20 protein-coding genes and 1 pseudogene are annotated in these 24,062 nt (G+C 72.6%); 17 read left to right on the top strand and 4 right to left on the bottom strand.

Annotated elements, in window-relative coordinates:
- Nucleotides 1-356: 356 nt before the first annotated feature.
- The 3 genes and pseudogenes from ACG83_RS47880 to ACG83_RS08045 form a co-directional block, all read left to right on the top strand.
- A pseudogene (locus ACG83_RS47880) lies at nucleotides 357-437 on the top strand (DUF2218 domain-containing protein); the annotation flags it as partial.
- Nucleotides 438-775: 338 nt separating this feature from the next.
- Nucleotides 776-2,380: a WS/DGAT domain-containing protein gene (locus ACG83_RS08050; RefSeq protein WP_054565570.1), complete on the top strand. Its 1,605-nt coding sequence runs from the start codon at nucleotides 776-778 to the stop codon at nucleotides 2,378-2,380.
- A gap of 221 nt (nucleotides 2,381-2,601) precedes the next feature.
- Nucleotides 2,602-3,435, top strand: a complete 834-nt coding sequence (locus ACG83_RS08045; RefSeq protein ID WP_054565569.1) for an alpha/beta fold hydrolase — start codon at nucleotides 2,602-2,604, stop codon at nucleotides 3,433-3,435.
- 57 nt (nucleotides 3,436-3,492) lie between these two features.
- Here ACG83_RS08045 and ACG83_RS08040 read toward each other — a convergent pair whose 3' ends face one another.
- Complete coding sequence (locus tag ACG83_RS08040) at nucleotides 3,493-4,659, bottom strand: acyl-CoA dehydrogenase family protein (protein WP_054565568.1); 1,167 nt, start codon at nucleotides 4,657-4,659, stop codon at nucleotides 3,493-3,495.
- Nucleotides 4,660-5,081: 422 nt separating this feature from the next.
- Between ACG83_RS08040 and ACG83_RS08035 the strand changes: the two genes are divergently transcribed.
- The 5 genes from ACG83_RS08035 to ACG83_RS08015 all read left to right on the top strand — a co-directional run bounded on the left by ACG83_RS08035 (nucleotide 5,082) and on the right by ACG83_RS08015 (nucleotide 11,983).
- Nucleotides 5,082-6,479, top strand: coding sequence for a DUF1800 family protein (locus ACG83_RS08035; RefSeq protein WP_054565567.1), 1,398 nt, complete (start codon nucleotides 5,082-5,084; stop codon nucleotides 6,477-6,479).
- Nucleotides 6,480-6,649: 170 nt separating this feature from the next.
- A complete protein-coding gene (locus tag ACG83_RS08030) occupies nucleotides 6,650-7,972 on the top strand; it encodes a DUF1501 domain-containing protein (protein ID WP_054565566.1) in 1,323 nt (440 codons plus the stop codon).
- A gap of 394 nt (nucleotides 7,973-8,366) precedes the next feature.
- A complete protein-coding gene (locus tag ACG83_RS08025) occupies nucleotides 8,367-9,140 on the top strand; it encodes a response regulator transcription factor (protein ID WP_369812875.1) in 774 nt (257 codons plus the stop codon).
- On the top strand, nucleotides 9,133-10,776 hold the full coding sequence (locus ACG83_RS08020) for a HAMP domain-containing sensor histidine kinase (RefSeq protein WP_054565565.1): 1,644 nt from the start codon (nucleotides 9,133-9,135) through the stop codon (nucleotides 10,774-10,776). The genes ACG83_RS08025 and ACG83_RS08020 overlap by 8 nt, the downstream gene beginning before the upstream one ends.
- Nucleotides 10,760-11,983 (top strand): low temperature requirement protein A, encoded by a 1,224-nt coding sequence (locus ACG83_RS08015; protein ID WP_054565564.1) that lies wholly within the window; start codon nucleotides 10,760-10,762, stop codon nucleotides 11,981-11,983. The genes ACG83_RS08020 and ACG83_RS08015 overlap by 17 nt, the downstream gene beginning before the upstream one ends.
- A gap of 200 nt (nucleotides 11,984-12,183) precedes the next feature.
- Here the strand turns inward: ACG83_RS08015 and ACG83_RS08010 are convergent, their stop codons facing one another.
- A complete protein-coding gene (locus ACG83_RS08010; RefSeq protein ID WP_054565563.1) occupies nucleotides 12,184-12,969 on the bottom strand; it encodes an enoyl-CoA hydratase-related protein in 786 nt (261 codons plus the stop codon).
- Nucleotides 12,970-13,162: 193 nt separating this feature from the next.
- Between ACG83_RS08010 and ACG83_RS08005 the strand changes: the two genes are divergently transcribed.
- The 3 genes from ACG83_RS08005 (at nucleotide 13,163) to ACG83_RS07995 (ending at nucleotide 16,764) form a co-directional block, all read left to right on the top strand.
- A complete protein-coding gene (locus ACG83_RS08005) occupies nucleotides 13,163-14,116 on the top strand; it encodes a hypothetical protein (protein ID WP_235497787.1) in 954 nt (317 codons plus the stop codon).
- A 210-nt stretch (nucleotides 14,117-14,326) separates the two neighbouring features.
- Nucleotides 14,327-15,469 carry an acyl-CoA dehydrogenase family protein gene (locus tag ACG83_RS08000; protein WP_054565562.1) on the top strand — a complete coding sequence of 381 codons (1,143 nt, stop codon included), beginning with the start codon at nucleotides 14,327-14,329 and terminating at the stop codon, nucleotides 15,467-15,469.
- Entirely contained in the window at nucleotides 15,466-16,764 is a 1,299-nt protein-coding gene (locus ACG83_RS07995; RefSeq protein WP_054565561.1) for an acyl-CoA dehydrogenase family protein, read from the top strand. Before ACG83_RS08000 ends, ACG83_RS07995 begins: the two co-directional genes overlap by 4 nt.
- Nucleotides 16,765-16,926: 162 nt before the next feature.
- Here ACG83_RS07995 and ACG83_RS07990 read toward each other — a convergent pair whose 3' ends face one another.
- Nucleotides 16,927-17,688, bottom strand: coding sequence for an SDR family NAD(P)-dependent oxidoreductase (locus tag ACG83_RS07990; RefSeq protein WP_054566477.1), 762 nt, complete (start codon nucleotides 17,686-17,688; stop codon nucleotides 16,927-16,929).
- Between the two features lie 67 nt (nucleotides 17,689-17,755).
- Nucleotides 17,756-18,556 (bottom strand): TetR/AcrR family transcriptional regulator, encoded by an 801-nt coding sequence (locus tag ACG83_RS07985; protein ID WP_083473088.1) that lies wholly within the window; start codon nucleotides 18,554-18,556, stop codon nucleotides 17,756-17,758.
- 217 nt (nucleotides 18,557-18,773) lie between these two features.
- Between ACG83_RS07985 and ACG83_RS07980 the strand changes: the two genes are divergently transcribed.
- The 6 genes from ACG83_RS07980 to ACG83_RS07955 all read left to right on the top strand — a co-directional run bounded on the left by ACG83_RS07980 (nucleotide 18,774) and on the right by ACG83_RS07955 (nucleotide 24,052).
- The gene (locus ACG83_RS07980; RefSeq protein WP_054565560.1) at nucleotides 18,774-19,670 is read left to right on the top strand and encodes an NAD(P)-dependent oxidoreductase; all 897 of its coding nucleotides are present in this window, start codon (nucleotides 18,774-18,776) and stop codon (nucleotides 19,668-19,670) included.
- 1,097 nt (nucleotides 19,671-20,767) lie between these two features.
- Complete coding sequence (locus tag ACG83_RS07975; protein WP_054565559.1) at nucleotides 20,768-21,346, top strand: carboxymuconolactone decarboxylase family protein; 579 nt, start codon at nucleotides 20,768-20,770, stop codon at nucleotides 21,344-21,346.
- A 102-nt stretch (nucleotides 21,347-21,448) separates the two neighbouring features.
- Nucleotides 21,449-22,282 (top strand): TauD/TfdA family dioxygenase, encoded by an 834-nt coding sequence (locus ACG83_RS07970; RefSeq protein WP_054565558.1) that lies wholly within the window; start codon nucleotides 21,449-21,451, stop codon nucleotides 22,280-22,282.
- Nucleotides 22,283-22,418: 136 nt separating this feature from the next.
- Complete coding sequence (locus ACG83_RS07965) at nucleotides 22,419-22,613, top strand: ferredoxin (RefSeq protein WP_054565557.1); 195 nt, start codon at nucleotides 22,419-22,421, stop codon at nucleotides 22,611-22,613.
- 142 nt (nucleotides 22,614-22,755) lie between these two features.
- Entirely contained in the window at nucleotides 22,756-23,817 is a 1,062-nt protein-coding gene (locus ACG83_RS07960) for an adenylate cyclase (protein ID WP_235497786.1), read from the top strand.
- On the top strand, nucleotides 23,762-24,052 hold the full coding sequence (locus tag ACG83_RS07955) for an EthD family reductase (RefSeq protein ID WP_054565556.1): 291 nt from the start codon (nucleotides 23,762-23,764) through the stop codon (nucleotides 24,050-24,052). The genes ACG83_RS07960 and ACG83_RS07955 overlap by 56 nt, the downstream gene beginning before the upstream one ends.
- Nucleotides 24,053-24,062 lie beyond the last annotated feature (10 nt).

The raw sequence follows: 24,062 nt of genomic DNA, 5'->3' as shown, positions 1-24,062 counted from the left end.
TGGGTTATGCCTGGTCAGGGCTCTGGCGGCTCGTGGTTGGGCGGCCCGTTCGCGGGGAGAAAGGCCTAGGACGGTGCGATGCAGGCGCCGTGGCCGCCGGCTCGTCCGGCGCGGCCGGGAATCGGGGCCCCCGCCGGAGGGAATCCTGGATGAACACGCTCTGCGGCGCCTTCTGGAGGGCTGTGACCAGCGTCTCGGGAGTGCCTGCCGAAGGTGCCCTCCGGTGTTGTCGCCTTCCCGTCCCAGGTCGGGCCGGGTCTTTTACCGGCGGATATCCGGGCAGGTGGTCGGGGTGACGGGGCCCAGGCCCGGACCCGCCCGGAACGCCTGGCTCCGCCGAAGGGCGACCCGAGGAGCTCGACGTGGTGAAGGACGTCGTGGGCTCGCACCTGGAGCGGTTCGGGCGTCGGGACGGCCTCGCGGTGCACTGGGAATGAGCCCCGCGGCGCACTGGAACTGAGCCGCTCGCCGCCGCCGCGCCGGTGCCGAGCCACCTAGGTGCCCGCGGGCCGGTTGTACCGTTGTCATGAGGGAACGCGGCGTATCCGCAGCTCACCCTTCTTCATCGCTACTTGCGACAACCCTCTTGCCGTGCGTGTCACAACGCTGGCGTGGAGACGTCCGACACAGCCACGCTCACCGCGTTAGTGACCAGTTGTAATTGGTTCATGGGTATAGGTACGTTTTGCGCACAGTTGCGCTCATTTGTCAGGGCTGAGGGCCGGACGGTCCAGACCTGTACCCACCGCCCGCGGACGGGCTGGGGGAGCGTCTGATGGCTCTGCTCGGCGCGCTCAGGAAGACCGACTACACGCCGGCGCACGTGCGCCCGCTGACCCCCGGCGACCGGGCGTATCTCGCGTTCGTCGACCGCAATCCGGGGGAGCACCAGGACATCGGCGCCCTGCTGTTCTTCGACGGTCCCCAGGTGGGCATCGACGAGCTGCGGGCGCACATCGCCGAACGGCTGCGCGACCCGCGGGCGCGAATGCTGACCGACCGGCTGGAGACCGTGACGATCTGGTCGCCCGAGCGGGGATCCTCGGCGAAGGAGACCCGCTGGGTCTCCGACCCCGGGGTGGACCTCGACCACCACATCGTCGTCGTCGACCTGCCGCCCGCCGACGCGGGTGCCGGTGCCGACGCGGGTGCCGACGCCGGTGCCGGCGCAGGGGAAGGCGCCGCCGCCGACGCATGCACCGACGGGGACCCGGGCTTCGGTGACGCCCGGCTGCAGGCGGCCGTCGACAGCATCGTCAGCCGGCCCGTCGACATGACCCGGCCGCCGTGGAAGCTCTACCTGCTTCGCGACCCGGACCCGGCGGCGACCCGGACGGCGATGGTCTACCGCTCCAGCCACATCCAGCAGGACGGGATGGCGCTCTACCGCGTCATGTACCTGCTCTTCGGGGAGAGCGACCGGATCGACCTGGGCCTGCCGGAGACGATCCGCCGCCCCCGCCCGGTCGAGTACGCGAAGTTCGTCAGCCGCGGCATCGGCTGCCTGCTGCCGACCCGCCGCCTCGCCGGCTGGGGCGGCCCGCCGTCCGGCCCCGCGCGGCACAGCTGGGTCACCACCGAGCTGAGCACCCTGCGGTCGATCGCCCGCCAGCACGGGGTGACCGTGAACGACGTGTACCTCGCCGCGGTCGCCGGCGCGCTGCGCGCCTGGTCACCGGCCGACTGGGAGAGCGGGTCACGCCCCGTCCACGCGCTCATGCCGGTGAGCATCCGCACGCTGGCCGAGCAGGACGTCCTGTCGAACTACAACACCGGGGTGCGGGTTCCGCTGTACTGCGGCGAGCCCGACCCGGCCCGGCGTCTCGCCCGGACCGCCGAGGCGACCGCGCGGATGAAGAAGGGCGGCCTCGGCCTGGTCGAGCGGGCCCACTTCCCGGCCATGGCGCGGTACGCCAGCAAGCGCATGCTCGCAAGTGTCGGCAGCTACCCGACCCAGATCAGCAAGATGGCGCTGGTCGCGACCAACGCGCGGACCATCCGCGGCCCGCTGTCCGTCGCCGGCCGGCGGATGACCGGCCTGATCGGCATGGGCCCGCTGCTGGTCGGGCGCCAGCATCTGGCCGTGGCGATGTTCGGTGTCGACGACCGGGTCGGCGTCATGGTCGTCGCCAGCGACAGCGTGCCGAACCACGACCGGTTCGCGCAGCTGTGGCTGGACGAGCTCGCCGCGCTGCGTGACTGCGCCCCGCGGGCCCGGGTCAGCGTGCCGGCCCAGCGCCTGCCCACCGCCGCGGCCGCGGTGACGGCGATGATGACCGGCACCGTCAGCGGTGCCGTCTCGGGAGCGGTGACGGGCGTGGTCGCCCGCGATCCCGGCGGCCTGCTCCGGCCGTGGCGCCGCCGCCCCGCCGCGGCCTGACAGCCGCCTGAGCCGGCCGGTGGCTGCTCGCGCAGCCGCCGGCCGGCCCCGCCGAGCCCCGCCGAGCCCCGCCGAGCCCCGCCGAGCCCCGCCGAGCCCCGCCGAGCCCCGCCCGAGCGGTGCCGGTCGGTGCCTGATCGGTGCGCGTTCTCCCGTGGGCGGGCCTAGCGTGAGGGAGGGGGAGGTAACCCCCACCCACCCACGCGGAGAAGGGGACGATCGTGGCGGCCGTGACGACGCAGGACGGAACCGAGATCTACTACAAGGACTGGGGCACGGGGCGTCCCGTGGTGCTCAGCCACGGCTGGCCGCTGAACGCGGACAGCTGGGAGTCCCAGGCGGCCGCGCTCGCGGCCCACGGCTACCGCGTCGTCGCGCATGACCGTCGCGGGCACGGCCGTTCGTCGCAGCCGTGGGACGGCAACGACATGGACACCTTCGCCGACGACCTCTCGACCCTGATCGACCACCTCGATCTGCACGACGTGACACTGGTCGGGTTCTCGATGGGCGGGGGAGAGGTCACCCGTTACATCGGCCGGCACGGCACGTTCCGGGTGGCGCAGGTCGCCCTGGTCTCCGCGGTGCCTCCGTTCATGCTGCGGACGGACGACAACCCCGAGGGCCTGCCGATCGAGGTCTTCGACGGGATCCGCACCAGCCTGGTCAACGACCGCGCCCAGGCCTACCGTGAGTTCGCCGACGGCCCGTTCTTCGGCGCGAACCGGCCCGGCAGCAACGTCTCGCAGGGGGCCCGCGACTCCTTCTGGGCCCAGGGCATGCTGTCCAGCCTGCGCAGCTCCTACGAGTGCGTGGCCGCCTTCTCGGCGACGGACTTCCGGCCGGACCTGGCCGCGTTCGACGTGCCGACCCTCGTCATCCACGGCGACGACGACCAGGTGGTTCCCTTCGAGGTCGGCGGGAAGCGCTCGGCGGAGCTGATCAAGGATGCGACGCTCAAGGTGTACGAGGGCGGTCCGCACGGCCTGCCCGCCACCCATCGGGAACGCCTGAGCACCGACCTGCTGGAGTTCGTCTCCTCCACCCGGGCCTGAGCCCGGCGCTCCCGGGGCCGGCGGGAGGGGACCCGCCGGCCATCCGGGGCCTGGGGCTCAGTACGACTTGGGCAGGCCGAGCACGTGCTGGGAGACGTAGTTGAGCACCATCTCCTGGCTGACCGGCGCGATCCGCATGACGCGGGACTCCCGGAAGTAGCGCTCCACGTGGTACTCCCGGGCGTAGCCCATCCCACCGTGGGTCTGGACGGCCTGGTCGGCGGCCTGGAACCCGGCCTCGGCGCACAGCCACTTCGCCATGTTCGCCTGCGGCCCGCAGGGCAGGCCCTGGTCGTAGCGCCACGCGGCCTGGCGTGCCATCAGCTCGGCGGCGTCGAGGCGGATCTGGGCCTCGGCGAGCGGGAAGGCGACGCCCTGGTTCTGGCCGATCGGCCGCTCGAACACGACCCGCTCCTTGGCGTACCGGGTCGCCTTCTCGATGGCCGCGCGCCCGATTCCCAGCGCCTCGTGGGCGAGCAGGATGCGCTCCGGGTTGAGCCCGTCCAGCAGGTACCTGAAGCCCTTGCCCTCGTCGCCGATACGGGCGCTGTCCGGTACGAAGAGGTTGTCGATGAACACCTCGTAGGAGGAGACGGCGTTGCGGCCCATCTTCGGGATGGCCCGCAGGTCGATCTTGTCCCGGTCGATGTCGATGAGGAACAGGGTCATGCCGTCGGTGGGGCGGGTGACCTCCTCACGCTTCGTCGACCGTGTGATGAGGATCATCTTCTGCGAGTCGCCGGCCTTGGTGATCCAGACCTTCCGGCCGTTGATCACGTAGCCGCCGTCGACCCGCTGGGCGAACGTGGAGATCCGGGTGGTGTCGGTACCGGCGTTCGGTTCGGTGACCCCGAAGCAGACGTGCAGGGAGCCGTCCGCCGCCTTCGGCAGGATCTCCTTCTGCAGGTCGGCGCTGCCGTGCTTGACGATGGTGTTCAGTCCGAAGATCGTCAGGTGCATCGTGCTGCACCCGTTCATGCCGGCGCCCGACGCCGCGATCTCCTCCAGCAGCAGCGCCGCCTCGGTGATGCCCAGCCCGCCGCCGCCGAACTCCGTCGGGATGGCGATGCCGAGCCAGCCGCCCTCGGCGAACGCGTTGTAGAACTCCCACGGGAACTCGCACTTCTGGTCCTTGTCCGCCCAGTAGTCGTCCCCGAAGCTGCGGGCGAGCTCGCGCGCCCCGGCCCTGAGCTGCTCCTGATCCGACGTGAGTTCGAAGTGCATCGGTCGACCTTCCACTGGACGAGGCTGAGCGGGACGGCGGCGGGACCCGGCGGATCCGCCATGACAGACAATCCCGCGCCGGGCGCCGCTGCGCATCTGATTCGCCAAAGACGAACATCGCATTCCGTATGCTAATCGGTGGCGGAGTGTGACAGTATGGGCCGTTCGGGGAAACCCGTCGCCGACGCGGGAGCCCCGAAGGCGTCGCATTCGTCGACTGTGCCGGAACCGGCGCCGGTGATGGGACGCCGATCCGGAGACGGTGAGATCGCCACGTCCGGAAGCGTCCCGGACGGCAGCCGACCCGGTCGCGAAACGCCTCACGCGGGCGACTCGCGCCCGGCATGGGCCGATTCGGATCCTTACCGAACCCGAACAGGACCCTCGCCGGTTCCTGATGTCGCGCCGCCATCCTCGGTGCCATGGCTCTCGCCACCACATCCGGCCCAACCGCCGCCACACCGGGCCGGGCCGCCAGCCCGCCCGCACCGGCCGAGGGCCGGGCGGCCCTCGCGCTGCTGTTCCGCCGGGCCGGTTTCGGCGCCCGCCCGGACGAGCTCGACGCCGCCGAGAAGGCCGGCTTCGAGGCGACCGTCGACGCCCTGCTACGAGCACGCGACCGCCCGGATCCCGCCGCGGTGGCACCCCCCGACCTCGACCGGGAGGCCGACCACCGACCCCCGGACCTGGCCGACAAGGCGGCCCGTGCCGCCTACGCGAAAGGCCTGCGGGAGCGCACCGAGGCGCTGATCGGCTGGTGGCTGCGCCGCATGGTGGCGACCGCCGACCCGGTCACCGAGAAGCTGACTCTCTTCTGGCACGGCCACTTCGCCACCTCCATCCAGAAGGTGCGGTCACCGGCCCTGATGCTGGCGCAGAACGAGATCCTCCGCCGCGCCGGCCGCGGCCGGTTCGACGAGCTGACGCTCGCGGTCGCCCAGGATCCGGCGATGCTGCTCTGGCTGGACGCCGGCCGCAACGTCAAGGCCAACGCGAACGAGAACTTCGCCCGCGAGCTGATGGAGCTGTTCACCCTCGGTATCGGCGCGTATGGCGAGACCGACGTCCGCGAGGCCGCGCGGGCGTTCACCGGCTGGCGGGCCGACCGGTCCGGGCGGTTCACCGTGCTGGCCCGCCAGCATGACTCCGGCACCAAGACCGTGCTCGGGCAGACCGGGAACCTCGGCGGCGAGGACGTCATCGACCTGGTGACGCACACGCCGGCGTCCCCACGCTGGGTGTGCTCCCGGCTGTGGAGCCGGTACGCGGCACCGGTGGCACCGGGCGATCCGGCCATCGCCGGGCTGCTGGCCGCCTATGGTCCCGGTCTCGACACCGGCGCGGCCCTGCGCGCGCTGCTGCTCGCGCCGGGCCTGCGCGCCACCGCCGGGCAGCTGGTCGTCCAGCCGGTGGAGTACGTCGTCGGTGTGCTCCGCGCGCTGCGGCTCACGGTGCCGGAGCCGGGGGCGGCGACGGGTGCGGCGGGGGCGGCGGCGCCGAGCCGCCTGATCGCGGTGCTGCGCGGCCTCGGGCAGGTCCCGTTCATCCCGCCGAGCGTCGGTGGCTGGCCGGCCGGCGGCGCCTGGCTGACGACAGCGGCGAGCCTGACCAGGTCCCGGTTCGCCACCGCCGTCACCGGCCTGGCCGACCTGTCGGCGGTGGCGGACGTCCCGCCCGGTGAACGGGTCGACGCCGCGGCCCGGCTGCTCTCGGTGCCGGCGTGGAGCACCCGCACCCGCGACGCGCTGTCGGCGGCCCGGGACGACCCGCGGCAGCTGGTCACCCTCGCCCTGCTCGCGCCCGAGTACGTCGTCACCTGACCGATCCCGATCCCAGCCCCGAAACCCGGCCCCGGCTCCGGCTCCGCAGCCCCGGCTCCGGCTCCGAACCCCGGCCCGGCTCCGAACCGCGGCCCGGCTCCGAACCGCGGCCCGGCTCCGAACCGCGGCCTTGCCGAACCGCGACCCCGTCCCGAACCGGAAGGACCGCCATGCCGCTGAGCCGCCGCCGTTTCCTCCTCGCCTCCGGCGTGACCGGGGCGGCGGCCGTCGCCGCCGGGGCCGGGGCCGTCAGCTGGGATGTCCTGCACGACGCGGCGACCCGGCGACCGCTCGCGGCCGGCACCGGGATTCTCGTGATCGTCACCCTCTACGGCGGCAACGACGGGCTCGACACCGTCGTGCCCATCGAGGACCCGGCGTACCGCACCGCCCGCGGCGACCTCGCCGCGGCGGCCCAGGACGTCCACCCGCTCGCCGACGGCCTCGCGCTCGCCCCGGCGCTGTCCGGCCTCGCCGGGTTGTGGAACGCGGGCCGGCTTGCGGTCGTGTCCGGAGTCGGCTACCCCGATCCGGACCACAGCCACTTCCGGTCGATGGCCATCTGGCAGTCGGCGTCGCCACGCACGGCGTCCACCTCCGGCTGGATCGGGCGGTGGCTGGACGCCACGGCGACGCGGGCCGGGTCGTCCGGCGGTGATCCGCTGCTCGCGCTGGCGATCGGGCCGACGCTCCCGCCACTGCTCGTCGGGGAGCACGCGGTCGGCGCGGCCGTCCCCACCGGCCAGTTCGCCGCGCCGGACGGCCGGGCGGGGGAGCTGCTGCGGACGCTGTATCGCCCCGACCCGGCCGACAGCCCGCTGCGGGCCCGGGTGGCGCGGTCCGGGGCCGACATGTTCACGGTCGCCGGAGCGCTCGGGCCGGTGCTGGCCGACGCCCCCGAGCGCGCCGCGGGGACCTCCGGCCAGCTCGAGGGCGCGGCGCCCGGCGGGGACGACGCCGCTTCCGGTGGTGCCGGTGGTGCCGGCGCAGCCGGGGATGACGGCGGTGATGGCGGTGAGCTGGGTGTGCAGCTCGACCTGGTGGCCCGGGCGATCGCCGCGGGGGTCCCGACCCGGGTCTACTCGGTGAGCCTCGGCGGCTTCGACACCCACGCCGCCGAGAGCGGCACCCACGCCCGCCTGCTCGGCGAGCTCGACGCCGCGCTGACCCGCTTCGACCGGGCCCTGGCCGCCGACCCGCGGGCCGGCGCGGTGACGACGATGGTCTACTCGGAGTTCGGCCGGCGGGTCGTGCCCAATGCCAGCGGAGGAACCGATCATGGAACGGCGGGCCCCGTGCTGATCCTGGGCCACCCGGTGCGTGGCGGCTGCTTCGGCGAGCAGCCCAGCCTCACCGCGCTCGACGACGGCGACCTGCGGGTGACCACCGACTTCCGCTCGGTGTACGCGACCCTGCTGGAAGGCGTGCTCGGCACCGAGGCGGACGTCGTCCTCGGCTCGGACGCACGCCTTCCCCGCCTGGCGTTCCTCTGACCGGCCTGTCGTGCGGGTGCATCCGGTCCGGTCACGGAATCCCGAGCCTCGGGCCGCCGCGTCCACCGAGCAAAGAACGAAGGATTTTGGCTGCTGCAACGACCAAAGTCCTTCCTTCTTGCGGGTTGTCAAGCGACCATTTGTCCTGTTTGCGGCTAGTGGGGTGAATTGCGCGCGCTGTGCGGGGGCGCGGGATCCCCGGTGGGTCGCCGTGCGGCGGTTGGGCACGGACCGCGAGGTCGATACAGGGAGGCGAGCGCAGCCGGTGCCGGCGCGGCCGACCACGGCAAGCACACTCAGACCGGTGGATACCCGCGTGCCCGCGGACAGCGCCGACCGCGCCGACCTGATCCTCGTGATCGAGGACGAGGCGCACATCGCCGCGCTCATCCGCATGTACCTTGCCCGGGAGGGTTTCGAGGTCCAGATCCGCACCGACGGCCCGACCGGCCTCGCCGCCGCGCGCGCCCTCGCGCCCGCCGCGGTGATCCTGGACGTCCGCCTGCCCGGCCTGGACGGCCGCGAGCTGCTGCGCGCCCTGCGTGCCGACGGTGACTGGGTTCCGGTGCTGATGGTGACCGCCCGGGACGAGGAGGTGGACCTCGTCGTCGGACTTGAGCTCGGTGCCGATGACTACCTGACCAAGCCGTTCTCCCCGCGGGAGCTCGTCGCCCGACTGCGGGCCGTCCTGCGGCGCACGTCCGGGCCCGCGGCGGCGGCCAGGGCAGCGCCGGCGCGGGATACGCCAGCGTGGGGTTCGTCGTCGCCCGGCGCGGTCACGGACCACCCGAGGTCGAGCGCAAGCCCGGACCCGGCTCCCGACCGGAGCCCAAGCCCAAGCCGCCCGGACTCGGACTCGGGCTTCGGCTCCGAACCGGGCCGCCTGCTGCGCGCCGGTGAGGTCCGGCTGGATGTGGACCGCCGCCGGGTGATGGCCGGCGACCGGGAGGTGACCCTGACCGCCACCGAGTTCGACCTGTTGGCGGTGCTGATGCGCCGGCCCGGCCTGGTGCACACCCGGGACCGCCTGCTGGCGGAGGTCTGGGGCTACCAGGCGGCGGCCGGCAGCCGGACCGTCGACGTCCATGTGGCGCAGCTGCGCGCGAAACTCGGCCCGGCGAGCCCCCTGCGCACCGTCCGCGGCGTCGGCTACACCGCCGATGCGTGACGGCCGGCGGCCCGTGGGCCTCGCCGCGCGCATCGCGTTGGCGACCACCGCCGTCGCGGTGCTGGCGGTGGCGCTCACCGGAACGATCTTCGCCGGTCTGGTCGGGGGCGCCGCGGACGACGAGGCCCGCCGCGCGCTCGGCCGGCAGGCGGACGTCGTCGCGACCCTGTTCGCCCGGCCGAACGCCACGGCGGACCTGCGAGCCGGGGTGGCCCGGACGATCGCGGCCCAGCGGGTGACCTTCGTGCGGGTCACAGCCGACGGCCGCCCGATCACCCGCCAGGGCCCCGGGGCCGGCCGCGGCCTCGCACTGCCCACGGACGTCCTCACCAGGATCGGCGCCGGACAGGACGTCGGCGCGGCGCGCACGGTCGGTGGCCGGCGGGTGATCGTGGCGGCCAGGCCGCTCGACGGCGGCGGGGCCATCGCGCTGGTGCAGCCCGCGGCCGAGAACGGTGAGCTGGCCGGCGCGATGCTGCGGCGGTTCGGGATCGCGCTGGCCGGCGGGCTCGCCGCGGCGACGGCCGTCGGGCTGCTGCTCGCCCGCCGGCTCGCCCGGCCGCTGCGGCGCCTCGCCGAGGTCGCCGACCAGCTCGCCGCCGGGCGCCGAGACCGTGACCCGCGGGCCGCCGTGCGCCCGGAGTACCTGGCCTCGGAGTACCTGGCCTCGGAGCATGCGGCCCCGGCGCAGGTGGCCCCGGAGCGGGCGGGAGGTCCGAGGCGGGCGGGCCGTCCCGGGTGGTTGGGAAGTCCCGGGTGGCTGGGAGGTCTGGGGCGAGTGGGCCGTTCGGAGCGGGTGGTCGCGGAGCCGGCGACCACCCGCTGCGGGCCGGCGGAGGTCGCGGACGTCGGCGCGGCGCTCGACGGTCTCGCCGCCGCGCTCGCCGAGAGCGAGGACCGCCAGCGCAGGTTCCTGCTGTCCGTCTCGCATGAGCTGCGCACACCGCTGACCGCGGTGCGGGGCTTCGCCGAGGCCCTCGCGGACGGCGTGACCGAACCGGCCGACGTCACCAGCACCGGGCGCATCATTCTCGGCGAGGCCCAGCGCCTGGACCGGCTGGTCAGCGACCTGCTCGACCTGGCCCGCCTCGGCGCCGACGACTTCCGCGTCGATCTCGCCGAGGTCGACCTGCGGGCACTGGTGTCCGAGGCGGCCGCGGTCTGGCGCCCCCGCTGCGAGGCTGCCGGTGTCCGTCTCGGGGTCGAGCTGCCCGGCGCACCGGTGACCGCCCGCACCGATCCGATGCGGTTCCGCCAGATCGTGGACGGCCTGGCCGAGAACGCCCTGCGGGTGGTGCCGGCCGGCCAGCCGGTGGTGATCGCGCTGCGCGCGGACCCGGTCGCCGCCCCGGTCACCGCCGTGATCGAGGTCCGTGACGGTGGTCCCGGCCTCACCGACGACGACCTCGCCGTCGCCTTCGAGCGTTCGGCGCTGTTCGAGCGCTACCGCGGCCGGCGGCCGGTCTCGACCGGGGTGGGTCTCGCGCTGGTCGCAGGCCTGACCCGCCGGCTCGGCGGCACCCCCTTCGCCGGCCACGCCCCGGAGGGCGGCGCCGCCTTCGGCGTCTCGCTGCCGGTAGGCGACGATGCCACAGCGACCGACCACGAAGGGGGCGTGTATGCCGGAGACCGTTGAACCGGCGAGTGAACCGGCGAGCCCGGCCGCCGGGCGCCGGTGGCGGCTGCCGATGGGTGCGCGTTCCGCCGAGGAGCCGCACCGGGCCTCCACCCCGCTGGAGCTGCTGTTCGACCTGACCTTCGTGGTGGCCATCGCCGCCGCGGCGGCGGAGCTCGGGCATGCCGTGGCCGACGACCACCTGGGCCACGGTGTCGTCGGTTTCGTGATGGTCTTCTTCGCCATCTGGTGGGCCTGGATGAACTTCACCTGGTTCGCCTCCGCCTATGACAGCGACGACGTCCCGTACCGGCTGCTGACCCTGCTGCAGATGGCCGGGGTGCTGGTGCTCGCGGCGGGTGTGCCGGCCGCCTTCGACGACACCGACTACACCGCCGTCACGGTCGGCTACGTGATCATGAGGGTCGCGATGGTCACGCAGTGGGTGCGTGCCGGTCGGGGCGATCGGGCCAGCCGGGCGACCGCGTACCGCTACGCGCTGGGCACCGCCGTGATCCAGGCCGGCTGGCTCGCCCGGCTCGCGCTGCCGGACACCGCCGGGCTGATCGCGTTCTTCGTACTCGTGCCGCTGGAGCTGGCCGTCCCGCCGTGGGCCGAGCGCGCCGCCCGGACGTCCTGGCATCCCCATCACATCGCCGAGCGTTACGGGTTGTTCGTCATCATCGTGCTCGGGGAGAGCGTGCTGGCCGCGTCCCGGGCGCTCGCGCCGGCCGTCGAGGCGGGCGCGACCACCGACACCGTCCTGCTCGGTGCCGGCGGTCTGCTGCTGCTCTTCGGATGCTGGTGGCTGTACTTCGCGGCCCCCGCCGGGCACGGGCTGGCCCGCCACCCGGAGCGGGCGTTCGGCTGGGGTTACGGCCACTACGGTGTCTTCGCCGCGCTGGCCGCGCTGGGTGCCGGTCTGGAGGTGGCGGCGGAGACGCTCGTCCACCACATCAAGGTGTCCGACGGCGTCGTCGGATTCGCGATCGCGCTGCCGGTCATCGTGTTCCTGCTGCTGGTGTGGGTGTTGCACGCCCCGTTGCACGCGTTCCCGATCACCGGCCTCGGCGTCGTCATCATCGCCTGCGGCGCACTGGCCGCCATCGCGGCCGCGGCCGCGGCGGGCCTGCCACTGCCCTGGTTCGCGGTCCTGGCGGCAGTGCCGGTGTGGGCGCTCGTCGCGCTGGTGGTGGTCCTGGACGACCGGCGGGCCCGCGCCGCCTGAGGCCAGCGGAGGTTCGGCGAGTCGCAGCAGTGAAGGATTTCGGTTGTTCCGACGACCAAGAACCTTCTTTCTTGCGGGTCGCCAGGCAAGTCTGCGGGCCTTTTGGTGTGAACTACCGGTTTTGCGTTGCGGTGCGAGCCTCCCTGGCCATCACGCTCAGGCGTCCAGCGGCGTTCGCCGGGTGGCTACGGCCTCGGTGGTCACCGGCTCGCGCCCAGGTCGCGGGCCAGCGCGAGGGCTGTGCGATGCAGTGCGGCGAGCGGCACGACCGTGGTGACGAGGCCGAGGTCCTGAGCCTGCGCGGCGGTCAGGATGGCGCATGCCGAAGCCGAGCTGCCTGCCTCGGCCGGGCCCCCCACCGAAGCCGGGCCCCCCACCGAAGCCGGGCCGCCTGCCGTGACCGGGTCACCTGCCTGTGCCGCGCCGTCCGCCGTGACCGCGCAGTCTGCCGTGGCCGTGCGGCCTGCCGTGGCCGTGCCGCCGCCCGTGCCGGTCACGGGGCGGGCGAACTCGGCGTCGTCGGCGGCGACGACCAGGTCGCAGGGGGAGCAGAGCAACACCCCGCCGGCCATGCACCGGCCCTGGACCGCCGCGACCGCGGGCTTCGGGATGTCGCGCCAGACCTGGGCGTAGTGGAGCTGCTGGCGGACCTCCCAGTCGTGGTCGCCACCGCACGCGCCGGCCGCGGCGCCCACCGCGCTGTCGCTGCCGCGAACACCGGCACCGGTTCCGGCGCGGGCACCGGCTCCCGCGCGGTCGCCGGAGCCGCCCGGCCCGGCGAAGAAGTTCGGGCCGGTTGATCTCAGCACGATGACCCGAGCCCGACTGTCCGCCGCGGCGGTCTGCCAGGCGTCGTCCAGCTCGCGCAGGAGCTGCGCGTGGTGGGCGCCGCGGGCGCCGTGCTCCTCGACGGCGCGGGGTCGGCGGAACGTGATGACACCGATGTGATCGTCGACGACGTCGTACCCAACATGCTCGGGACGCATCGGTCTCCTTCGCCGGAAGCAGGCGGACGGATGCAAACCGTGATCGACGGCCCCCGGAATTCGGTGCCGATGCCGCATTGACCCACACCAGCACACCGAGGGTCAACAGATCCAAACACCGGCGACCGGTGGCGTCCCGGGCCCGTGCGGTCGCCGGGTGCCAGGGTGAAACGGGCGACTGGAAGGGGCTGGTGTGGAGATCACCGGAATGATGCTCGCGCTGCTGGAGATCCCGGCGGAGTTCACCGCGGAGTACAACCGCTGGTACGACCTCGATCACATGCCCGAGCACCTCGCCAAACCGGACGTGCTGGCCGGCCGCCGCTACGTGGCTGCTCGCGACCTGCGCGCCGCGCCGGGGATCGTCCGCTCGGACCTGCTCGGCGGGCATCCGCCGTACCTGACCACCTACTGGTTCGGCGGGCCGCTCGACATGTGCGGGGAGCAGGCCCGCGAGGGCTGGCTCGCGCTGGACCGGACGATCCTGCGTTCCGGCCGGTTCTGGCGGCCCGGCCGGGCGCGGCACAACTCGCGGTGGCGGGTCACCTCGGCGTGGACCCGCCCCGGCTGCCTGGTCCGTCCGGTGGCCGTGCCGTACCTGGCCCACCGCGGGGTGATCGTGGCGCTGGGGCGGGCGCCGTCGGCCGACCGGCTGGGCGAGGCGGTGGACTGGTGGGAGCGGGTGCACCTGCCCGACCTGGCCGCGGTGCCCGGCGTGCTCGCCGCGGTCCGGCTGGGCTGGGCCGACGACGCGGCTCGTCCGGAGGCTGATTCGGGGGCCGCGCCGGGGGTCGATCCGGGCCAGGGGCCGTCGGCACAGGAACGGGGCGCCTCCGACGCCTCCGACCTGGTGTTGCACCTGCTGCTGTGCGAGGACGATCCCGCGGCCGTGATGGAGCGGATCGACCGGGCCAGGGTGTACTGGCGGGCCGTCGGCCGGTACCCGGCCCACCGCGGGGCGTACGAGGAGCTCGCCTTTCTGCCGTACCGGTCGATCGTCCCACTGGAGTACGACTTCGAGATCGGCGCGGACGACGAGGCCGCCACCGGGACCGCCGCCGGAAGCGCCGGAAGCGCCACCGGAAGCGCCACCGGGACGGTCGCCGGAAGCGCCGCCGAGGCTGCCGCCGGAACGGCTGACGGGTGAGCTGACCGGCGTCCCAGTTGCGGGGCTGGTCGGCTGCTGGCGGCACCCGGCGCAGGCCAGTATCGCTGCTGCTGGGGGGTCCGCTCCGGGTCCGGACGTCCGATGTCGCGGCAAGGGTTGAACGCCGGTCAAATACGCCTATAAGTTTTTGTCACCTCCTGCGGACCTGGATGTCGCGTGAGGGCTCGAGCAAGTTGGAGGTATCAGACTGTGCTGCTGGAGTTGGACGCTGATCAGGAAGTCCTGCGGGAGGCGACGGCCCGGTATCTGACCGACCGCGTCCCGGTCGACCGGATCAGGGCGCTTCGTGACGACCCCGCCGGCTTCGACGCGGGCTACTGGCAGGCCGGGGCGGAGCTCGGCTGGACGTCCCTGCTGGTGTCGGAGGAACACGGCGGTGGGTCGATCAGCGGGTCGCCCCTGGTCGACCTGACGATCGCCGCCTACGAGTTCGGCGTGCGGTCGGCCCCGGGCCCGCTGGCATCGGCGAACGTCGTCGCCGCGGCGCTGAGCGCGGCCGGCGGTGAGGCGCACCTGGCGGTCCTGGAGGGGCTGCTGGCCGGGGAGACCATCGCGTCGTGGGCGCACACGGAGCCGGCGCCGAACGACCGGCTGGGCACGGTCACGCTGACCTGCCGGGTCGACGGCGACGAGATTGTCCTCGACGGGGTGAAGCGGCCGGTCGAGTCGGCCGCCCAGGCCGGGTACCTGCTGGTCACCGGGCGCTCCGAGGAGGGCCTCACCCAGGTGCTGGTCCCGACCGACGCACCCGGGATCACGATCACCCCGCTGAAGACGGTCGACCTGACCCGGCGCTTCTCGACGGTGCGGTTCGACGGTGTGCGGGTGCCGCGCAGCGCCGTCGTCGGTGAGCTGGGCGGTGCCGCGGAGCAGGTGGAGCGCCAGCTCCAGATCGCGCTGGTGATCCTGACCGCGGAGAGCGTCGGCGCGATGCAGACCGCGTTCGACCTGACCGTCCAGTGGGCTTTCGAGCGCTACTCGTTCGGTCGGCCGCTGGCCTCCTACCAGGAGCTCAAGCACCGCTTCGCGGACATGAAGTCGTGGCTGGAGGCGGCGCACGCCATCAGTGACAAGGCGGCCGCCGCGGTGGACGCCCAGTCGCCCGACGCGGCCGAGCTGGTCAGCATCGCCAAGGCGTTCATCGGCGACTACGGGTCCGAGCTGCTGCAGGACTGCGTCCAGATGCACGGTGGCATCGGTGTGACCTTCGAGCACGACCTGCACCTCTACCTGCGCCGGGTCGTGCTTGACCGGGCACTGTTCGGAACACCGGCCGAGCACCGGCAGCGCATCGCCGGTGTGGTCGAGCACCTCAAGGAGAGGTCAGCATGAGCACGGGCGCGACAGGCGGCAGCGCCGCGACGGCGAGCGACATCGAGGACGTCGAGAGCTTCCGGCTCCGGGCGCGGAACTGGATCCGCTCGAACCTGGCGCCGCTCTCAGCGGACGCCCTGGTCGGCGTGATGCGGGCCAGCCACAGCGATGAGGAGGAGCTCGCCTCCATCGCTCGCCAGCGCGAGATCCAGCGGATGTTCTTCGACGCGGGTTTCGCCGGCATCTGCTTCCCCAAGGAGTACGGCGGGCAGGGCCTCACCCCCGAGCACCAGGCCGCCTTCAGCGAGGAGATCTCCGGGTACGAGTACCCGTCGGAGATCCAGGCGCCGACCTTCTCGCCGTGCGCCGCGGTGCTCCTGGACTTCGGCACCGAGGAGCAGAAGCGCCGCCACATCCCGGCGATCCTGCGGGGCGAGGAACTGTGGATGCAGTTCCTGTCCGAGCCGAGCGCGGGCTCGGATGTCGCCGCGGCGCTGACCACGGCGGTCCGGGACGGTGACGACTGGATCCTCAACGGCTCCAAGATCTGGACGACCGGCGCCTGGTGGTCCGACTGGGGCCTGGTGCTCGCCCGCACGAACTGGGACGTGCCGAAGCACCGTGGACTGACGGTCTTCATCCTGCCGATCCACCAGGACGGCATCGAGGTGAACCGCATCGAGATGCTCAACGGCAACAAGGAGTTCTGCCAGGAGTTCATCACCGACGTGCGGGTGCCGGACTCCGACCGGGTCGGCAACATCGACGACGGCTGGACCGTCGGCACCCGGTGGATGTTCCACGAGCGCATGCTGCACAACTCGCCCCTGGTCACCATTCCCAAGGGCGGGGCACGCGGCAGTATCCGCGCCGCCCACCTCGTCGAGATCGCCCGGGACGCGGGCCGCCTCGACGACCCGCTGGCCCGGGACCTCATCGGTGAGGGCCGCACCCTCGACGTCGTCACCCACGCCCTGCAGGAGCGGGTCGCCGCCGGCCTGCGCTCCGGCCGGATCCCGGACCAGTCGGCGGCCGTCGGGCGGCTGTTCACCGGTGTGGTCGCCGCGCGGACGACGACGCTGGCCTTCGAGATCGCCGGCGGCACGGGCGCGGCCTGGGAGGATGCCGACGGCGCGACCGCCGAATGCGGCAACGACTACCTGCTGCGGCAGGTGAGCTGCATCGGCGGTGGCACCACCGAGATGGCCCGCAACGTCGTGTCCGAGCGGGTGCTCGGCATGCCGCGGGAGCAGGCGCTGGACCGCGGGGTCGCGTTCCGCGACGTCCCGCGGGGCGGTTCCAGCCGCCGCTGACCGGCGCGCACCTGTACAGCGACGCGGGCCCCGTCCGGAACATTCCGGACGGGGCCCGCGCTCGTTCTGCTCGGCCCGGTCAGCTCGGCCCGGTCAGCTCCACAATCCTCGGTCCTCCCGGTCAGCCGCCTGCTGACCGGCGTGGTCGGCGGCCCGGCCGGCTCAGGTGTTGCGGCCGCCGTTGACACCGATGACCTGGCCGGTGATGTAGCCGGCCTCCTCGGAGACGAGGAACGAGCAGGCCGCGGCGATGTCCTGCGGCAGCCCCGCGCGGCGGACCGGTGTGCGGGCCGCGAGCTCGTCGACGGTCGAGCCGAAGAAGCCCCGCTCCTCGTTGCGGCGGGTCATCGGGGTGTCGATGAACCCGGGCGGAATCGTGTTGACGGTGATGCCGGCCGGACCGAGCTCCAGCGCGAGCGCCTTCGTGAAGCCCATCACGCCCGCCTTCGAGGCGACGTAGTGGGTCATGTACGGCTGGCCGCTGTGGGCGCTGGAGGAGGAGATGTTGACGATCCGGCCCCATCCGGCCTCGACCATGTCGGGGACGACGGCCTGGCAGCAGTGGAACGTCCCGGTCAGGTTGACGGTGAGGATCGACGTCCAGGACTCGATCGTGATGTCGAGGAAGCGCTTGAAGCCCTCCTTGCCGGCCGAGTTGACCAGGATGGCGACCGGGCCGAGGCGCTCGCGGACGTCGGCCAGGGCCTGGTCGATGTTCGCGCGGTCCGCGACGTCGACCGTGGCGGACAGGGCCGTCCCGCCGGCTGCCCGGATCTCCTCGGCGACGCCCTCGGCCTCGTCGCCGTTGAGGTCGAGCACCGCCACCCGGGCGCCGTCCTGGGCGAGGCGTACCGCGCAGGCGCGGCCGATCCCCGAGGCGCCACCGGTGACGACGGCGACCTTGCCGGCAGGGTTCCCGGCCATCTCGATCACGTCCTTTCCTGGGTAGTAGCCGGCGAGGAAAGCCGCCGGCGCGTCGGCGCGTCAGACGTCAACGTGACCGCGACGCCGGGAGGCCGGCGTCGTCCCGGCGGCGCACTCCGTTGAGGAAGAGCGCGACCGCGTGGCGCAGGTGCCGCTCGCTGACCTCGGGATCCCGAGTTACGCCGAACGTGGCGAGCCAGGCCGGAGACATGCTGACGAGGGCGATGAACTGCTCGGCGGCGATCTCGACGTCGTCGACGACGATCGTGCCCCGCTCGATGTGCCGGCGCAGCAGGCTCATGACCGCCTGCAGCCGCGGCGACCAGGCGAGCGTGCGGGAATGTGCGGCGAACTCGGGGAACCGCGCCGCCTCGGCGATCGCCATCCGGTGCAGTGCGACGAGGTCGGGGTCGACCGCCCGGGCCAGCAGCGACCGGGCGATGACGGTCAGGCCCTCGGCCAGGTCGTCGGGCACCGTGTCGAGCTCGACCGGGTCGTTCTCGTGCCGGGCGAGCGCCCAGGAGATCACGGAGAGGAACAGGGTCCGCTTGTCGGGGAAGCGGGCGTAGAGGGTGCGCTTGGTGATCCCCGCGGCCTGCGCGACCGCCTCCATCGTGGTCCGGTCGTAGCCGTCCCGCAGGAAGATCTCGACGGCCGCCCGACGGAGGCGTGCGGTGATCTCGGCGGCCTCGGTCGGTGTCGGCCGCCCGGTGCGGGACCGCCCCGCCGCCCCGGCCCCGGTGGTGCCGGGATCGGTGGTGTCGGGACCGCTGGTGTCGGCCCTGGCGGCGCCGGCCCGGGTGGTGCGCGCCTGCGGGGTACTCGCTCCGCTGGTGCCGACCTCGATGGCCTCGGCCTCCGACCTCATGCGATAAGTACACCGATGCGTATACTTATTGTCAAGCCGTTGCGCTGATCGTCCGGCGCGACGGCCTGCGAGGCTCCTGCCGCTTGCCGTCCCCGCCAGCCTCTGCTGTGATGAACGTCAAATATACGTAGACGTGTACTTTTGGCTGTGGCTGTGGCTGTGGCTGTGGCTGCGCCGGGGCTGGGGCCGCGGGAGACGGTGGCGGGAGGGACGTGCGATGACGGACGCGGGTTCGGGTGGCCGGCCGGTGGTCGGCTTCGTCGGCCTGGGCAGCATGGGCGGCGCCCTGGCCGCGAACCTGGTCGCCGCGGGGCACGAGGTCGTGGCGTTCGACCCGGCCGGTCCGGAGCGGGTGCCGTCCGGTGCCGCCGGCGCCGGCGGGGTCGCCGAGGTCGCCGGGCGGGCCGAGGTCGTGGTGCTCAGCCTTCCCGACGGCGCGGCCAGCCACCAGGTCGCCGAGCGGATCGCCGGGCGGTCGCCCCGGCGGGTCACCCGGGTCGTGGACACCTCGACGATCGGGGTGGCGGCGGCACGGCAGGTGGCGGCACTGCTGGCCGGCGCGGGCATCGGCTATGTCGACGCCCCGGTGTCGGGCGGTGTCGCGGGGGCGCGCGCCCGCACGATCGCGGTGATGTTCGCCGGCTCGGATGACGACTGCGCGGCGGTCGGGCCCGTACTCGCCGGTCTGAGCGACCGGTGCCGGCGGGTCGGCGCGCGGCCGGGGCTCGCCCAGGCGCTCAAGCTGGCGAACAACTTCCTCTCCGCCACCGCGCTCATCGCCACCAGCGAGGCTGTCGCGTTCGGCACCGCGGCCGGGCTCGACATGGCCACCATGCTGGACGTCCTGAACGCTGCCAGTGGCCAGAACACGGCGACCAGCGACAAGTTCCCCCACCACGTGCTCACCGGGCGCTACGCCGCCGGCTTCGCCAACACGCTGATGGCCAAGGACGTGGCGCTGTACCTGGAGGCCGTCGGCGAGCTGGAGGCCGTCGGCGAGGTCGGCCGCACCCCGGTGGTCGCTCCGGTCACGGCGCGGCTGTGGAAGCAGTTCGCCGCCGCCGAGGCCGGGGCCGACTTCACCCGGATCTACCCCTTCGTCCGGGGCGGCTGAACCCGCGGCACCCACGCACCCCACGGCCGGAGCCGGAGGAGTCGAAGATTCTGGTCTTTCCAGAGCGTGTGGCGAAATCCTGAGCCCCGACAGCCGTTGCTGCCGGGCAAGGCCTGAGGATCATGGTCGTCAGAACGACCGGAATCGTCGGATCTCCGGCCTGCGTCTTCGGGTTGCAGCTGCTGCCGGGACAGATCGAAGGATCCTGGTCGTCAGAACAGCCAGAATCGTCGGATCTTCGAGCTGTGGCTAGGTGGGTGCGGCGGGGATTGTGCGGCAGGATCTCCGGCGGCCGAAATCCTCTGGGTCCTTGCCCCGGTGTCGGCAGGGGGCGAGTCGGCGCCCGTGCCTTCCCGGGGAGGCCTCGGTGAGGAAGTGTGCAGAAATCCGGGAAGCGTCCTGGATGCCGTCGCCGAATGAAACTGGTGGCTGGCGACGATACGGCCGAGGAGCTCCTGCAGAATTTCTCCAGAACCGATCGGGAAACTTCGCCCGGAGATCTTGTCGTGCCGACGGGCGCGGCTGCAAAAATGCTTCGACACCGAGCGGAAACAAGCTTCTCATATTCAAAGAATTCAACTGACATGTCAAAATCGGCAGAAGGAAGTCGGGTCAGGTGTCGTCCGCGGCCGGCTACGGAGCCCTGTCGGGGGTGCGCGGTTCGGCCCCGGTCCAGGCCTCACCGTGAGCCCAGGGTGGCGGTACAGGTGCGTGGTGGTGTCATTCTCGAACCAGACATATGAGGTTCTCTCAGACTTCCTTACAGCGGCTGGGAGCGCTATGGTAAGAGCGGCCAGTGCGGGTGCTGCCGAACCCGTCTCGATGGCCGGCTGAAGGTCGAATCCGCGGCTCTTGACCAGCTGAAGCCCAGGTGATAGGCATTTTTTGGCCGCAGTATCGCGGGTCGGTCGAATCGGCTGTGATCGCATGGGCTCCGATCGATCTGCCGGGCCGGCTCGATCAATCGCGTGCCTCCGGGGCCGGGCTCGGGGATGATGGCCTGAAGGCGTCCGGTGTGACGGCTATCACGGTTGGTTGTCGGGCGTGTGCTGGGTTCAAGGGCATGTTCTGGGTTTGAGGGCAGAGGAGCCGTCGACATGGCACGGATCGAACCGCGTCCCCTGCGGGAGTGGCCGAAGGAGATGCGCGCGGCCCTCGCGGCGATGACCCCGGAGGCGCCCCGGCATCCTCCGCTGCCCACCGAGGGCCGCTCGAAGGCCCTGAACACGCTGGGAACGATGGCCCATCATCCCGAGCTGGCGCATGCGTTCTTCACGTTCAACGGCCACATCCTGCGCGGCACGACGCTCACGCTGCGCCAGCGGGAGATGATCGTTCTGCGGGTGGCGACGGTGCGCAAGGTCGCCTACGAGTGGGCCCAGCATGTGATCATGGCCCGCGATCTCGGCCTCACCGACGCCGAGATCGCGCGTATCGCTTGGGGCCCGGACGCCCCCTTCCTGGACCCGCTGGACGCGGCGCTGCTCCGTGCCGTCGACGAGCTGATCATTGACGGCGGGATCAGCGCGACGACGTGGGAGTTCCTCGCCGGCAAGCTCGACGTCCAGCAGCTGCTCGACATCATCTTCACGACCGGCACCTACGACATGCTGGCGATGATGATGAGCTCGTTCGACCTGCCGCTCGACGACGACCTCCACGAGAGCCACGACTGAGCGCGTCGCGAGCCACCGCCGAGAACGGCCCGCCGCCCCGGCGCCCGGCCGGGGCGGTACCGCACGGACGATCCAGACAGCACGATCCGAGTAGGAGTTGCCATGGCCGCGACCGTGTCCGCGATCAGCCCCGAGGTCGGCGTCGAGGTCGCCGGCCTGGCGGGTCACCAGCTCGTCGATCCGGTGGCGGCGGCCCAGTGCCAGGCGCTGCTGGAGAAGCACGGCGTGGTGGTCTACCGCGAGCTGAACATCGACGACGCCGATCTGGTCGCCTTCAGCCGCCTGCTCGGCACCGTCGTGGTCGCGCCGACGGGCGGGATCGACGGGCTCCCCGAGGTCTCGAAGATCACCCTTGACCCGGCCGAGAGCGTGCTCGCCGCGTACCGCAGGGGCACGTTCTTCTGGCACATCGACGGCGCGAACGACGAGCTGCCGCAGAAGGCCACCCTGCTGACGGCGCGCCAGGTCTCCGACGAGGGCGGCGACACCGAGTTCGCGAACACCTACGCCGCCTACGACGCCCTGACCGACGAGGAGAAGGCCCAGTTCGCCACGCTGCGCGTCGTGCACAGCTTCGCGGCCTCCCAGCGCCTCGCCGAGCCGGACGCGTCGGAGAGGACCCGGGCGCTGTGGGCCCGGGTGCCCAGCCGGGAGCACCCGCTGGTCTGGACCCGCCGCAGCGGCCGCAAGTCCCTGCTGGTCGGGGTCACCGCCAGCCACGTCGTCGGCTGGCCGGAGGAGGAGAGCAGGGCCCTGCTCGACCGGCTGCTGGCCTGGTCGACGGAGCCCCGGTTCGTCCTGCGCCACCACTGGCGCCCGGGTGACCTGGTCATCTGGGACAACACCGGCATGCTGCACCGGGCAATTCCGTACACGGCCACGTCCCGCAGACTGATGCACCGAACCACCCTCGTAGGCGAAGAGGTCGTAGCCTGACCTCCGCACACCGAGCAGGTGCGCGCAAGGATGACGAGGATGGCGTCCATCGGACACCCTGGCGGCGGCGGAAGCCGGCGCCGGGGGGACAGCGGGCGTCATCCGGGTCCGGACTGTCTGTCTGACGGAGGTCAGCATGCGAGTAGTAGTCGATTTCAAGCTGTGTGAGAGCAACGCGCTGTGCGTGGGCATCGCGCCGTCGGTGTTCGAGCTGGACGACAACGACTATCTGGTGATCCTGGACGAGGAGCCCAGTGAGGACCTGCGCGCCGACCTGAAGGCGGCCGTCGCGGCCTGCCCGAAGCAGGCCATCAGCCTCGCCGACGACTGAGCCCGATCCGCGGGGGAGCTGACCGGGACCACGGGCGGCACGTCCGCCCGTGCACGTATTTCCTCCTGTCAAGCCCAGGCTGGAAGAAAAATGAGCCCCTTTGCTGGGTGAATTGCCGCCCGCTTCTCTACGATCATTCACGATGAAACCTCACCGTCCCGGCGCTCTGCGCGTGCTGCGGGTGTCCCGCGCGTCCGGCCTGCCCGGCCTGTCGCGTGGTCCTTCCCGCGGTCGGGCGCAGGCCGGGTCCATGGCGGCGAGCGGAGCCCGGTCGGCTCGGCGGCGGCTGGCCGCCCAGCGGTTCTGGCAGCTGCCCGACAAGGAGCTCGATCGGCTGCTGGAGCTCGCCAGCGAGGTGGACCGGGTCGAGCTGAAGCTGGTCGTCCCGGTGGACGCCCACGACAGCTGTTGCGCGGCGCTCGGTGTCGACTTCACCCGGGGCCGCCGGCAGCGGGTCTTCTACCTCGACACCGCGGACCGCGCCCTGCACCGCAACGGCGCGGTCGCCCGGGTCCGCAGCATCGTCGGCGGCCCGGACGACGCGGTGGTCAAGCTGCGTCCGATGGTTCCCGGCGACGTCTCCCGGCGGCTGCGCCGATCGAAGGACTTCGTCGTCGAGGTCGACGGAATGCCCGGCTACTACGTCTGCTCCGGCGCGCTGCGGGCCCGCCTCGGCGCCGACGACGTCGAACGGGTGATGGCCCAGGGCCGGGGCCTGCACCGCCTGTTCACCCGCCCGCAGCTGCGCCTGCTCAGCGCCCGCCTGCCCACCGGTCTCGACCTCGACCAGCTGCGGGTGTTCGGCCCGGTGGACGTGCGCCGGGCCAAGATCCGCCCGGACGGGCTGGGCCGCCGCCTGCTCGTCGAGCGGTGGACCTACCCCGACGGCTCCCGCATCGTCGAGCTGTCGACCCGCTGCGCCCCCACCGAGGCCCTGCGGGTCGCCGCCCGCACCGCCGACGTCCTGCGCCGGCACGGGGTGGACCTCACCGGCCCGCAGCAGACCAAGACGCGCGCCACGCTGGACTACTTCGCGGCCGCCGGGCGGGCCCGGTCTGCCACGAAAGATGCGCCGATCGGGGGATCTGCGGGAAGCTGGGAAAAAGGCGACGCATCCGGCGCGCGCCGCGAGCGAGGAGGCCATCGCCGTGATCCGGCTCAGCGTGCTGTACCCGAAGACCGAGGGCGCGACGTTCGACCATGACTACTACCTGAACAAGCACATCCCGATGGCCTGCAGGATGTGGGGGCTGACCCAGGTGGAGGTCGACCGGGGCATCCGCGGGCCCTACGTGGCGGCGGCGCACTTCCGCTTCGACTCGATGGACGCCCTCAGCACGGCGATGAAGGCCGACAGCACCGCGATCGCCTCCGACCTGTCGAACTACACCACGATCACCCCGGTCATGCAGATCAGCCAGATCGAGGGCGACGACTGAGCGACCCGGG

It is taken from the genome of Frankia sp. R43, assembly GCF_001306465.1.
GTDB lineage: Bacteria > Actinomycetota > Actinomycetes > Frankiales > Frankiaceae > Parafrankia > Parafrankia irregularis.
This window is presented reverse-complemented; position numbering and strand designations above follow the sequence as displayed.

What these genes read in the sequence shown, in the direction of transcription:
- ACG83_RS08050 (WP_054565570.1), top strand. Translation starts at nt 776, where the DNA reads ATGGCTCTGCTCGGCGCGCTCAGGAAGACCGACTACACGCCGGCGCAC.
- ACG83_RS08040 (WP_054565568.1), bottom strand. Translation starts at nt 4,659, where the DNA reads ATGCACTTCGAACTCACGTCGGATCAGGAGCAGCTCAGGGCCGGGGCG.
- ACG83_RS08035 (WP_054565567.1), top strand. Translation starts at nt 5,082, where the DNA reads ATGGCTCTCGCCACCACATCCGGCCCAACCGCCGCCACACCGGGCCGG.
- ACG83_RS08030 (WP_054565566.1), top strand. Translation starts at nt 6,650, where the DNA reads ATGCCGCTGAGCCGCCGCCGTTTCCTCCTCGCCTCCGGCGTGACCGGG.
- ACG83_RS08025 (WP_369812875.1), top strand. Translation starts at nt 8,367, where the DNA reads ATGTACCTTGCCCGGGAGGGTTTCGAGGTCCAGATCCGCACCGACGGC.
- ACG83_RS08020 (WP_054565565.1), top strand. Translation starts at nt 9,133, where the DNA reads ATGCGTGACGGCCGGCGGCCCGTGGGCCTCGCCGCGCGCATCGCGTTG.
- ACG83_RS08015 (WP_054565564.1), top strand. Translation starts at nt 10,760, where the DNA reads ATGCCGGAGACCGTTGAACCGGCGAGTGAACCGGCGAGCCCGGCCGCC.
- ACG83_RS08010 (WP_054565563.1), bottom strand. Translation starts at nt 12,969, where the DNA reads ATGCGTCCCGAGCATGTTGGGTACGACGTCGTCGACGATCACATCGGT.
- ACG83_RS07995 (WP_054565561.1), top strand. Translation starts at nt 15,466, where the DNA reads ATGAGCACGGGCGCGACAGGCGGCAGCGCCGCGACGGCGAGCGACATC.
- ACG83_RS07990 (WP_054566477.1), bottom strand. Translation starts at nt 17,688, where the DNA reads ATGGCCGGGAACCCTGCCGGCAAGGTCGCCGTCGTCACCGGTGGCGCC.
- ACG83_RS07985 (WP_083473088.1), bottom strand. Translation starts at nt 18,556, where the DNA reads ATGAGGTCGGAGGCCGAGGCCATCGAGGTCGGCACCAGCGGAGCGAGT.
- ACG83_RS07980 (WP_054565560.1), top strand. Translation starts at nt 18,774, where the DNA reads ATGACGGACGCGGGTTCGGGTGGCCGGCCGGTGGTCGGCTTCGTCGGC.
- ACG83_RS07975 (WP_054565559.1), top strand. Translation starts at nt 20,768, where the DNA reads ATGGCACGGATCGAACCGCGTCCCCTGCGGGAGTGGCCGAAGGAGATG.
- ACG83_RS07970 (WP_054565558.1), top strand. Translation starts at nt 21,449, where the DNA reads ATGGCCGCGACCGTGTCCGCGATCAGCCCCGAGGTCGGCGTCGAGGTC.
- ACG83_RS07965 (WP_054565557.1), top strand. Translation starts at nt 22,419, where the DNA reads ATGCGAGTAGTAGTCGATTTCAAGCTGTGTGAGAGCAACGCGCTGTGC.
- ACG83_RS07960 (WP_235497786.1), top strand. Translation starts at nt 22,756, where the DNA reads ATGAAACCTCACCGTCCCGGCGCTCTGCGCGTGCTGCGGGTGTCCCGC.